This is a genomic window from Formosa sediminum (genome assembly GCF_007197735.1).
GTDB classification, from domain to species: Bacteria; Bacteroidota; Bacteroidia; order Flavobacteriales; family Flavobacteriaceae; genus Formosa; species Formosa sediminum.
Genome location: NZ_CP041637.1, coordinates 1194337 through 1207136, shown reverse-complemented (window position 1 = coordinate 1207136; position 12800 = coordinate 1194337). Strand labels below are relative to the sequence as shown.

At 33.8% G+C, this 12800-nt stretch carries 10 protein-coding genes; 1 reads left to right on the top strand and 9 read right to left on the bottom strand.

Features of this window, described 5'->3' with window-relative positions; all coding sequences use genetic code 11:
* Positions 1 to 49 precede the first annotated feature (49 nt).
* From FNB79_RS05255 to panC, 9 genes are all read right to left on the bottom strand, one after another.
* Entirely contained in the window at positions 50 to 430 is a 381-nt protein-coding gene (locus FNB79_RS05255; protein ID WP_143380311.1) for a TraR/DksA family transcriptional regulator, read from the bottom strand.
* A 6-nt stretch (positions 431 to 436) separates the two neighbouring features.
* The gene (gene ileS / locus FNB79_RS05250) at positions 437 to 3841 is read right to left on the bottom strand and encodes an isoleucine--tRNA ligase (protein ID WP_143380310.1); all 3405 of its coding nucleotides are present in this window, start codon (positions 3839 to 3841) and stop codon (positions 437 to 439) included.
* 107 nt (positions 3842 to 3948) lie between these two features.
* Positions 3949 to 4422, bottom strand: coding sequence for a hypothetical protein (locus FNB79_RS05245; RefSeq protein WP_143380309.1), 474 nt, complete (start codon positions 4420 to 4422; stop codon positions 3949 to 3951).
* Between the two features lie 112 nt (positions 4423 to 4534).
* The gene (locus tag FNB79_RS05240) at positions 4535 to 6640 is read right to left on the bottom strand and encodes a M13 family metallopeptidase (RefSeq protein ID WP_143380308.1); all 2106 of its coding nucleotides are present in this window, start codon (positions 6638 to 6640) and stop codon (positions 4535 to 4537) included.
* Between the two features lie 100 nt (positions 6641 to 6740).
* Positions 6741 to 8102 carry a DNA repair protein RadA gene (radA, locus tag FNB79_RS05235; protein ID WP_143380307.1) on the bottom strand — a complete coding sequence of 454 codons (1362 nt, stop codon included), beginning with the start codon at positions 8100 to 8102 and terminating at the stop codon, positions 6741 to 6743.
* Complete coding sequence (locus FNB79_RS05230) at positions 8102 to 9250, bottom strand: alpha/beta hydrolase (RefSeq protein WP_143380306.1); 1149 nt, start codon at positions 9248 to 9250, stop codon at positions 8102 to 8104. Before FNB79_RS05230 ends, radA begins: the two co-directional genes overlap by 1 nt.
* A gap of 87 nt (positions 9251 to 9337) precedes the next feature.
* A complete protein-coding gene (locus FNB79_RS05225; protein WP_143380305.1) occupies positions 9338 to 10300 on the bottom strand; it encodes a lysylphosphatidylglycerol synthase transmembrane domain-containing protein in 963 nt (320 codons plus the stop codon).
* A 4-nt stretch (positions 10301 to 10304) separates the two neighbouring features.
* A complete protein-coding gene (gene panD, locus FNB79_RS05220) occupies positions 10305 to 10655 on the bottom strand; it encodes an aspartate 1-decarboxylase (protein ID WP_143380304.1) in 351 nt (116 codons plus the stop codon).
* A gap of 13 nt (positions 10656 to 10668) precedes the next feature.
* Positions 10669 to 11517 carry a pantoate--beta-alanine ligase gene (gene panC, locus FNB79_RS05215; protein WP_143380303.1) on the bottom strand — a complete coding sequence of 283 codons (849 nt, stop codon included), beginning with the start codon at positions 11515 to 11517 and terminating at the stop codon, positions 10669 to 10671.
* A 109-nt stretch (positions 11518 to 11626) separates the two neighbouring features.
* Here panC and FNB79_RS05210 point away from each other — a divergent pair, with 109 nt between their 5' ends.
* Positions 11627 to 12436 carry a glycogen/starch synthase gene (locus FNB79_RS05210; protein ID WP_143380302.1) on the top strand — a complete coding sequence of 270 codons (810 nt, stop codon included), beginning with the start codon at positions 11627 to 11629 and terminating at the stop codon, positions 12434 to 12436.
* Positions 12437 to 12800 lie beyond the last annotated feature (364 nt).

The window sequence follows — 12800 nt, the reverse complement described above, 5'->3', positions numbered from 1 at the left end:
CCTTTACATGAGTATGTAAGGCGTTTAGTTTTATTTTGTTTAAGTATCCTTATTGCATGTTTTTAGCTTCAATACTAAGTGTAGCATGCGGTACTAATTTTAAACGTTCTTTGTTTATTAATTTGCCGGTAACACGACAAATCCCATACGTTTTGTTTTCAATTCTTATAAGCGCATTTTTAAGATCACGTATAAATTTTTCTTGACGAATTGCTAATTGCGAATTTGCCTCTTTACTCATCGTTTCGCTACCTTCTTCAAAGGCTTTAAATGTAGGCGACGTATCGTCTGTACCATTATTTAAATCATTTTGGTATGCACTTTTAATTAATTCTAAATCGTGCTTTGCCTTTTCAATTTTATCTTGAATAAGCTCTCTAAATTCAGCTAAATCCTTGTCTGAATATCTTACGTTTATATCTACGCTCATAATTTGTTAGTGTTTTTCAATAAACAACTTTGTTTCAATATCATCAAAAACAATTTCGATACCGTCGTTTATAAGATCCATTATTTCAAGTTCGGCTGTTAGGGTCTCTGCCTTAATATATTCTAAATTTGTTGCAACAGCATTTACAATTTCATCATGTTTTTGAAGCTTAACTCTTATTTTATCAGTGACTTCGAAACCTGAATCTTTACGTAAATTTTGTATTCTGTTTATTAACTCTCTCGCAATTCCTTCTTTTTTTAATTCTTGAGAAATGGTTATATCCAGAGCAACTGTTAAATTTCCTTCATTAGCAACTAGCCATCCTTCAATATCTTGCGAGATAATTTCTACATCTTCACGACCTAAAGTAATACTTTTTCCATTAATTTCAACGTTAATAGACCCTGTTTGCTCAATTTTTTTAATATCTTCTGAAGTCATTTTAGCTATTTCACTAGCTATCAACTTCATATCTTTTCCAAAACGAGGTCCTAAAACTTTAAAATCTGGTTTTATTTGTTTTACCAAGATGTCTGAAGCGTCTTCTAACAGCTCAATATCTTTAATATTAACTTCGTGCTTAATTAAATCTGCAACCGCTAAAATCTCTTCTTTTTGCTCTTGCGAGTCTATAGGAATCATGATTTTTTGTAAGGGCTGGCGCACTTTAATTTTTTCTTTAGCACGTAATGATAATACTAATGACGATATAACTTGAGCACGTCCCATTTTACGCTCTAAAGATTTATCTACAATAGCTTCATCGTACTTTGGAAACTCGGCCAAATGTACACTTTCAAATGTTTCCTTTTTGGTAACTTGTGTTAAGTCTCGGTAAAGTTTATCCATGAAAAATGGCGCTATTGGCGAGCCTAATTTTGCAATGGTTAACATACACGTATACAAGGTTTGATATGCCGAAATTTTATCTTGTTCGTAGTCGCCTTTCCAGAAACGTCTTCTACTTAAACGTACATACCAGTTACTTAAATAATCTTGAGTAAACTCTGAAATGGCACGCGCTGCTTTTGTAGGTTCGTATTCTGCATAATACTCGTCTACGCGTTGAATAAGCGTATGCAATTCTGATAGAATCCAACGGTCTAATTCTGGGCGTTCTGCTAAAGGAATATCGGCTTCGCTATAGGTAAAGTTATCTAAATTGGTATATAAACTAAAGAATGAATACGTATTGTAAAGTGTTCCGAAGAATTTACGTTTTACCTCTTCAATCCCTTCAATATCAAATTTTAAGTTATCCCATGGATTGGCATTACTAATCATATACCAACGCGTAGCATCTGGGCCGTAAGCCGAAAGTGTTTCAAAAGGATCGACTGCATTGCCTAAACGCTTAGACATTTTTTGTCCGTTTTTATCTAACACCAATCCGTTAGACACCACGTTTTTGTACGCTACAGAATCGAATACCATAGTTGCTATGGCGTGAAGCGTATAAAACCATCCACGAGTTTGATCGACACCTTCTGCAATAAAATCTGCTGGATACGATTTGTTTCCATCAATTTTTTCTTTATTTTCAAAAGGATAATGCCATTGTGCATATGGCATAGAACCTGAATCGAACCACACATCGATTAAATCACTCTCACGTTTCATTGGTTTCCCTGAAGCTGAAACTAAGGTAATTTGATCTACAATATTCTTATGTAAATCTAATTGTGCGTAATTTTCTTCGGAATTATTTCCGATTTCAAACCCTTCAAAGATATCTTTCTCTAAAACACCAGCTTCGACAGCCTTAGTCATTTCTGCTTTTAATTCAGCTACAGATCCAATACAAATTTCTTCTTTTCCATCTTCTGTTCTCCAAATTGGTAACGGAATTCCCCAATAACGCGAACGTGATAAATTCCAGTCGTTTGCATTTGCTAACCAATTTCCAAAACGTCCTGTTCCTGTAGATTTTGGTTTCCAGTTCACCGTATCATTGAGTTCTACCATACGTCCTTTAACGTCGGTTACTTTAATGAACCAAGAATCTAATGGGTAATATAAAATAGGCTTATCGGTTCTCCAACAATTTGGATAACTGTGCTTATATTTTTCAACCTTAAAGGCTTTATTTTCTTCTTTTAATTGAATGGCAATTTCTACGTCTACAGAACGTTCTGGTGCTTCGCCATCGTTATAATATTCGTTCTTCACGTATTTGCCAGCATATTCTGCCATTTCTAGTCGGAATTTACCTTGCAAATCAACTAGAGGTACTAAATTATCATTTTCGTCTTTTACCAATAGTGGCGGAATCTCTGGCGTGGCTTGTTTAGCAACCAAGGCATCATCTGCACCAAAAGTAGGCGCCGTATGTACAATTCCTGTTCCGTCTTCTGTAGTTACGAAATCCCCAGATATAATTCTAAATGCATTTTCAGGATTATCGTTTGGCAAGGCATAAGGCATTAATTGCTCGTATGTAATACCTACTAAATCTTTTCCTTTAAATTCTTTTACAACGTAAAACGGAATTTTTTTATCGCCATGCTTATAATCTAATAATGCTGGCTTAGCATCTACTTGAAAAAACTTACCTGCAAATTGTTTAGCTACCAATGGTTTTGCTAGCACTACATTCATAGGCTCGAACGTGTACTGATTATAAGTTTCTACTAAAACATAATCTATTTTTGGTCCTACGGTTAAAGCTGTATTGCTTGGCAACGTCCACGGTGTGGTGGTCCATGCTAAGAAATGGATATCGCCTTCGTCTTGTAAAAAGTCTGGTAACGATTCTGCTTTTGCTTTAAACTGTGCTACGATAGTAGTATCTGTAACATCTTGATAGGTTCCTGGTTGATTAAGCTCGTGAGAGCTTAAACCTGTTCCGGCTTTAGGCGAGTAAGGCTGAATGGTATAGCCTTTATAGATTAATTTTTTATCGTAAATCTGTTTAAGTAACCACCAAACACTTTCCATGTATTTAGGTTCGTAGGTAATGTACGGATCGTCCATATTTACCCAATATCCCATTTTTTTAGTAAGATCGTTCCAAATGTCTGTATAACGCATTACGGCTTTACGACAAGCGGCATTATAATCTTCTACAGAAATTGTTTTCCCGATATCTTCTTTAGTAATTCCTAATTCTTTTTCTACACCAAGCTCAATAGGTAAACCATGTGTATCCCAACCCGCTTTACGCTTAACTTGGAAACCTTTCATAGTTTTGTAACGCGGAAAAATATCTTTAATAGCACGAGCTAAAACGTGGTGCACACCTGGCAAACCATTTGCCGATGGTGGCCCTTCAAAAAACACGTAAGGTTCGTGTCCTTCTCTTGTTGTGATACTCTTTTCAAAAATATTTTCTGATTCCCAAAAATCAAGAATTTCTTCTGCGACTTTTGGTAAGTTAAGACCTTTGTACTCAGGAAATCTCATGCTCATGCGTTCTTTTTTCTTATAAGTACGCGAAATTAATGAATTTTAAGAAAATAGTGGTGTTAAACCTCAAAAAAACCGAATGAAAATAATCGGTTCTAATAATTCTTTTTCTACTTGCTTTTATATTCGTTTTTAAAGCGCTCACCCTTTACTATAAGCAATTCTGCTTCTTCTAAATCTATATTTGAAGATGATATTATTTTACCCTCATTAAGATAGATATTTTTATTATTTGTAGGTGAAGAATTTACCCTAACAGCAACCAGACTATTATCTCTAAAATAATAACGTTCTGCACGAGTATCACCAGTATTTTCAATATTTTCTATATTTTCTATACGATATAAAGTTTTTGTAGTTGGATTAAAACGCCTATGAGATTTAAAAGTCCCTATATCTTCAAAACCTTCTGTATCAGTTAACGCCCCTTCTACAGTAGATTCTTCTAAACTATTATCTGAATCAACTTTAGAAATATAAGCTTCTATATCGCTAATTAAATTACTACTATCGAGATGTTTGTTTACACCGCACGACCATACAGTTGCGCAAATAACTATTATTAAAATTCCTTTTACTTTCATATTTATTTGTTTTTAGAATGACTAATATTGTTTAGCAACAAAACCAAAGGTAAAAGGAAACCCCCGAACATATTGTCGGGGGTTTATAAATTTTTAACTCATATGGTTATACTTACCATATTTTAACTCTATTTTCTGGAGCGATATACATATTATCTCCTTCTTTAATATCGAAAGCCTCATAAAAAGCATCAACATTTAAAAGTGGTTGTACGGCACGATTCATTCCTGGAGAATGTGGATCTGTTTTAATTTGATTTTTTAAAGCATCTTCTCTAGATAAACTTCTCCAAACCGTAGACCAAGACATAAAGAAACGTTGTTCTGGTGTAAACCCATCTATATCTTCTGGTCTTCCATTCTTTTTCATACTCATTTGTAAAGCATCATAAGCAGCATTTACACCACCTAAATCCCCAATATTTTCACCTAATGTAAAATCACCATTAATATAAGTATCAGGCAACACTTCTATTGCACTGTATTGATCTGCTAAAGCTTTCCCTAATTTAGTAAACTCTTCTAAATCTTTATCTGTCCACCAGTTATTTAAGTTTCCATCTTTATCGTAACGTGATCCAGAATCGTCAAAACTGTGAGAAATTTCATGACCAATTACAGCTCCAATTCCACCATAGTTAACAGCATCGTCTGCTTGATAGTTGTAAAATGGAGGTTGAAGAATAGCTGCAGGAAATACAATTTCGTTATAAGACGGATTAAAATATGCATTCACCGTTTGTGGTGCCATACCCCATTCAGTCTTATCTACTGGCTTTCCTAATTTATCAATATCGTCTTGAAAATTCCATGCTCTTGCATTTTGCATATTTTGAAGATATGTACCGCCATCTTCAGTTCCTGTAATTTCTAATGCAGAGTAATCTTTCCATTTATCTGGATAAGCAATCTTAACATTAGTAGCTTTTAACTTCTCTATGGCTTTAGCTTTAGTATCTTCACTCATCCAAGATAAGTTAGAAATTCTGTGCTCAAAAGCTAAAATTACGTTAGCTATCATTTCTTCTGCTTTCACTTTAGCTTCTGCAGGAAACTTCTTATCTACATACAATTTACCTAATGCCTCCCCCACAGTTCTGTTAACAGTTTGCAATGCACGCTCTTCTCTAGGACGTTGTTTTTTAGCTCCTCTTAAAGTTTTACTATAAAACTCCCAATCTGCATATTCTATCTCGTCACTTAACGCTCCAGAAGCACCATTAAGTGCAGTCCAACGCAAATACGCTTTCCAGTCGTTTACGTTACCTTTAGCTAAAATAGATTGAAGCGCCTTAATATATTTAGGCTGGCTTACAACTACTGTATCTAAATCTTTAGCGCCTATACCATCAAAATAGGCTTTCCAATCTAAAATTGGAGCCATAGTTTGTAAATCTGTTACTGCAGTAGGGTTATATGTTTTTCTTCTGTCTCTAAGTTCTACTTTATCCATTTTAGGTTCAGCTAAACTAGTTTCAAAAGCCAAAATTTGTTTTGCTTGCTCATTTGCTGCTGCTTCGGTATCTCCTAAAAATTGAAGCATTTTTGTAATATGAGCCACATATTGTGCTCTCTTTTCTTTAGAATCCGCATCATCTTTAACATAGTAATCACGATCTGGGAGACCTAAACGTCCTGGCCCTAAGTTTGCTACATTTTTATTACTATCTTTAGCATCTGCACCAACTCTAAATCCAAAGAAACCAGCTCCGCCTTTAGGTTCCATTTCTATTAAATACGCTTCTAAATCTTTAACATTCTCTATCGCATCAATTTTAGCCAAAATGGGTTTTAATGGCTCTATACCAGCTTTATTTCTCGCTACGGTATCCATAATAGTTTCGTAAAGAAACACTGCTTTTTCTTGATCTGATCCAGGAAGTACATCTATTTTTTCAAGATCTTTATCATCGGACATTGCTGCTTTTAAAATTGCTAAAACATCTTCGTCTGTTTTTTGTCTTAATTCATCAAAGCTACCCCATCTGGTTCTGTCATCTGGAATGGCATTATTTTTAAGCCAATTTCCGTTTACATGTTTAAAAAAATCGTCGCTGGCTTTAACAGAATTATCTATATAATCTAAATTGATTCCTGGGACAACTTCTTCTTTAACCGCCACCTCTGCTGTTTCTTTTTTTGCTTCGTCTTTACAAGCTGTTAAGCTTCCAAAAGCAATAGCACTAAGCACAGATAACTTTAAAATATTAGTCTTCATATATTTAAGTTTGAATTGATTTATTTTATAAACTTATTTAGTAACACTAGTCGAAACCTGATTTAAAATGTTACTAAAAATTTTATTTATTCAGTTATAATTACACTATTAAATCTACTAAATCTTCAATTTTGGATATCAACTGAATTTTAATAGCCTTTGGCTTTAAAGTAATTTTATTATACTTGGACACAAAAATGGTAGAAAACCCCAGTTTTTCAGCTTCTTGAATACGTTGCTCTACACGTTGTACAGGTCTGATTTCTCCGGACAGACCAACTTCTGCAGCAAAACAAAAATCTTTAGCCAAGGATTCATCTTCATTGGAAGATAATATAGCAGCTACAACAGCCAAATCTATAGCAGGATCATCTACGGTTATTCCTCCTGTAATATTTAAAAACACATCTTTTGCGCCTAACCTAAACCCTGCTCGTTTTTCCAAAACAGCCAACAACATATTTAATCTTTTAGCATTAAATCCAGTCGCAGAGCGTTGTGGTGTACCATATACAGCTGTGCTAACCAATGCCTGAACTTCTATCATTAACGGGCGCATACCTTCTAGTGTTGCAGCAATTGCATTACCACTTAATTCTTCATCTTTTTTAGAGATTAAAATTTCTGAAGGGTTAGAAACTTCTCGCAATCCAGAACCTTGCATTTCGTATATTCCTAGTTCATTGGTCGAACCAAATCTATTTTTATTGGCACGTAAAATTCTAAACACATGATTACGATCGCCTTCAAACTGAAGTACCGTATCTACCATATGTTCTAAAATTTTTGGCCCTGCAATGTGTCCATCTTTGGTAATATGCCCAATTAAAACAACAGGTGTTGCAGTTTCTTTAGCAAATTTTATAAGCTCAGTAGTACATTCTTTTATTTGAGAAATACTTCCCGAAGACGACTCGATATAATCGCTATGTAATGTCTGAATAGAATCTACAATTACTACATCAGGTTGCAAAGCCTCTATTTGTTTGAAAATATTTTGTGTTTTTGTTTCGGTTAAAATGTAGCAATTACTATTATTAGGATTAATACGTACTGCACGCATTTTAATTTGTTTCTGGCTCTCCTCACCTGAAACATATAATGTTTTGTAAGGTAATTTTAATGCGACTTGCAACAATAATGTACTCTTACCTATGCCAGGTTCTCCGCCTAAAAGTGTTAAAGATCCAGGAACAATACCTCCGCCTAAAACGCGATTCAATTCTTGGTCGTAAGTATCTAATCGTGCTTCTTGAGATGCATCGATTTCATTTATTAACAAAGGTCTAGACGCTTTTTTATGAACGCTTGAAGACGGTGTTTTCCAATCGCTTTTCTCAGGCGTTTGCACCACTTCTTCGACTATGGTATTCCAAGCTTTACATGAATTACATTGGCCTTGCCATTTAGCGTACTGCGCACCACAGCTCTGACAAAAAAAAGTTGTTTTAACCTTTGCCATTAATATCCAAAATCTGCTTTAAGTCGGTTTGCTCGCTCAATCATATCGTCTTTAGTTAAGCCTGCAATTTCATCAAAAATATAAGATGATTGGTAAGTTTTCATCGCTTTTTTAGGCTGATTGGTTTCTTCATAAAAACGTGCTAGATAGTATTGACCTAACATGGTTTCTGGATAAGATTTTCTAGCCATTTTACCTAACTCTTGAAAGTCTTTAAATTCAGATTTTTTTTCTATTGCAGCTGCAATAGCTTTAAAATCGTTAATTAATATGGTTTTATCTACACCATACAGTTCTTTTATAGATTCGTATTTTTCTTTTAAATAATCAATAGCAGGTTTATCTGACGCCATAATATCATTTTCAAACTCTCCTGATGTAATGGGCTGATAGACATAAAAAATACTTTCTAATGCTTTTGGTATGGCTTGAGCTACTACAGAGTAATGTGTTAAGCCTTTAAACTCATCATACTTGTATTGCAAAAAATCATTTTCTTTATTTTTAATGGCGGTATTTAATAATTCTGTCCCTCTTTTTACTGATTTAAGATCGTCTGTTGTGGTAGCCAAATAATAAAATGTTTCCCGATCTATCTTCCCTAAACGGTCTGGGATATATTTTGTCATGTTTGGTGCTAATTCTGGACTTATTACAATATACGATTGAAAAAGAGGCTTATCTTTTAACAAGTAATAGTTAATAAAATTAGCAGTAGCACCATGTCCTATAGCTAATTTAAAATCTTCTGTTCTATAATTTTCTTGAATAAAAGGCAACAATTCCATGCCAATAAATTCAAAAAACTTAGCACTACCATCTATAGGTAATGAGTTCTGCTCTGAAAACATAGTATCATTATACCTACTATCTATTTGATTTATACCGACAACTATAACCTCTGGAACATCTTCCCAATACGAGTAATAATCGACATTTCCAGCAACAACTTCAAATAAGTAATCGCCATCTAAAACAATAACTAGCGGATATTTTTTATCCACATTTTCACTATAATTTCTTGGTAACTGAATTTTTAATTTTCTTGAAGCCCCAAGTTTTTCAGACTGTATTGTTTCATAAATAGCTTGAGCCGAAACTAATTGGCACGAAAGCAACAACACAAATAGGTAAAGTATTCTTTTCATTTTAAGCAAGGTTAGTCTTATGCAAGGTATGAAAAATACTTATTTTGTTAAAAAAAAATTGTACAGAAAAAATAATGATGTAAAAATCTATTTTAATTTCAATTTTCTATTGAAAATTGGAAGTAATAGAAGCGACAAACTACCACAAATAATAAGCAATAAAGTCTGGGAAGACCACATAATCCAACCAAAAGCAATGCTTGGTGCTTGTGCTATACCAAACAAAGTAAAAGCAGCATACACAGCAACAGGGTAAGACCCTATACCTCCATTTGTTGCAGCAATACTAAAACTTGCAGATATAAACCCTACTAATATTGCTCCAAAAGCCATAGGTTGCAGCCCTTTTACAGCAAAGGTTGTGATATAAAACATGAGCACATACATTGTCCAAATAAACAGAGTATGCCCTATAAACCACCACTTTTTCTTCATTTTAAAAATGCTTAAAACACCTTCTAATAACCCTAAAACAAATGTTCTAATTTTAACAGCAAGTTTTGACTGACTAGATTTTATATAAAATAGAAAAATCACACCTAAAACCACACAACCAGCAAATATTAAAATGAGTTTAGGTAGATTAAATTTTGAAAGAAAAAAATTAAAGATAAAGTCGAATTGAAGAAACAAAGTCACCACTATTATACTCATCATCAGAATTAAATCTGCAATACGCTCGGCAACCACTGTTCCAAAACCTTTATCAAAAGGGACGCCTTCATAAGTTGTTAATACCGATACTCGAGCAACTTCTCCCGCTCTAGGAATGGTATAATTTATTAAATAAGCAGCAAAAACGGCCATTACACTATTATATAGCTTTACCTTATACCCTAGTGGTTCTAACATAAACAACCAACGATATGCTCGAGACAAATGACTTAATAACCCTAAAACCGCACCAAGTAAAATCCACCAATAGTTAGCATTTTTAAAATACACTAACAATTCGTTTACAGAGACTTTAGACAGAGAGTATGCTATTAAAAAAACTCCCAATACAATTGGGAGTGTGATTTTTAATATTTTAGATAGTTTAGGACTCACTAACTTAAATTAGCTTGTTAGTAGCTTCGTCCGGAAACACTAAAGAAGGCTTAAATGTTTTTGCGGTTTCTATATCCATGATCCCATAAGTAATCAAGATTAATACATCTCCAGGTGCTACGCGTCTAGCAGCTGCACCATTTAGAGTAATTTCTCCACTATTACGTGGTCCTGGAATAGCGTAAGTTTCTAATCGTTCTCCGTTGTTATTATTAACAATCTGAACTTTTTCACCTTGAATAATATTAGCAGCATCCATTAAATCTTCATCAATAGTTATACTACCAATGTAATTTAAATCTGCTCCTGTACATTTTACTCTATGAATTTTCGATTTTACTACGTGAATTTGCATGTGGCAAAGTTAATTAATTTAGTGCTAAATTGTCTATTAATCTTATATCGTCTGCATACACTGCAATAAAAGCACGATATAATGTGTTTTGTTTTTTCTGATCTATTGTTTCTAAAGAATTTTCATCTGCTATTACAAAATATTCTAACTCTAATAACGGATGGCTTTCAAACTGATTCTCAACCCATTCTACTACCTCTTTAGCACGTTCTGTGCCAAACTTTATTTTAGCAGCTTCCAATGTTTTATAAATAAATGGTGCCGCAGTAGCATATTCGGGTTTTAGACGCACGTTTCTAGAACTCATAGCCAAACCATTCGCTTCTCGCAAGATAGGACAAGGCACGATATTTACTGGAATATTGTATTTTTGAACCATATTTTTAATAATAGCTAATTGCTGAAAATCTTTCTCTCCAAAATACGCACGGTCTGGTGTGATTATTTCAAACAATCTTTTTACAATAGTACCAACACCGTCAAAATGTCCGGGTCTAAACTTTCCTTCCATTTTATGTTCTAATCCATCAAAGTTATAAGCTACAGATGTTACATCCTCACCATATACATCTGCGACATCTGGAGCGTAAACCAAAATATGGTTAGATACAGTTTGCAACAAAGCTACATCGTGATCTAATGTTCTTGGATATTTCTCTAAATCTTCAGGATTATTAAACTGTGTAGGATTTACAAAAATACTCACCACAAGCCCATCATTTTCTGCCAAAGCACGCTCTACAAGAGACAAATGTCCGGCATGTAAAGCACCCATAGTTGGGACCAACCCCACAGACTTATCCTGAGATTTAAGTTGTGCAATTTCTTTTTTTAATTCCGATTGTTCTGTAATTATCTTCACCCTTCTTAAAAAATTAACGGGGGCAAAGTTATTATTTTACTGGCAATCTGCATAAATTTTTGTAATTTTGCTTGTTTTTTATTTTGAATTCTCAAAAGCCCAGTAATTTATGAAAGATAAGAGGATATTATACGTATCATCTGAAGTAGTTCCTTATTTACCTGAAACAGAAATCTCATCTATGTCGTTTGAAACGCCTAGAATGGTAAATCAACAAGGTGGTCAAATCAGGATTTTTATGCCTAGATATGGAAACATTAATGAAAGAAGGCATCAACTACACGAAGTTATTAGATTATCTGGTATAAACCTAGTAATTAACGACTTGGATATGCCACTTATTATTAAAGTAGCATCTATTCCCAAAGAACGTATTCAAGTTTATTTTATTGATAACGACGAGTATTTTAAGCGTAAAGCCACTTTAACAGACGAAAATGGCGCATTATTTCCAGACAACGATGAACGTGCTATTTTCTTTGCAAAAGGCGTTATAGAAACCGTTAAAAAATTAAATTGGTCTCCAGATATTATACATGTTCATGGATGGCTAGCCTCTTTACTGCCTTTATATTTAAAAGAATATTTTGCTGAAGAACCATTATTTAACGACAGTAAAATTGTAACATCTATATACAATCAGGGTTACGAGGGCACCTTAAACAAGGATATGGGTGCTAAAATAAAATTCGATAATATTAATGATGATGTTGTTAACACATTAAGCGAACCAAGTTATAATAACTTGATGAAAGTGGCTATAGACTATTCTGACGCAGTTATTATTGGTTCTGAGGAAATCCCTGAAGAATTGATTTCTCACTTAGATACTGCTAACAAGCCAGTCTTAACCTACAAAGATAAAGAAGAATTTGGTGAAGCGTATTCTAACTTTTACATGACTGAAGTTTTAAAATAACACACCATATTAAAGCAAATAAAAAAGGCTAAAAAACCGTATTACGACTAATATTCAACTGGTTTTATTGGAATCTACAGACAACATTCATTCTGCTACTCCCTTAAAACCAGTAAATATAACAAATGGTTTTAATCCCTTACTCTCTCTTTTTAAGCAAAACAATATAATAATGGATCTTGTTTTTTAGTGCCCCATGGCTACTTTACCAATATTTGGAAGTAGTCATATAGCAAAGCATACATCTAAATTATTATTATTTAAACCTTACATAGATTAACAGATAAAACAACTTTAAAACAAGACAAACAATACATAAAAAATATTCTAATAAAAGATTCTACTAATGCAAAAAATGACTTAG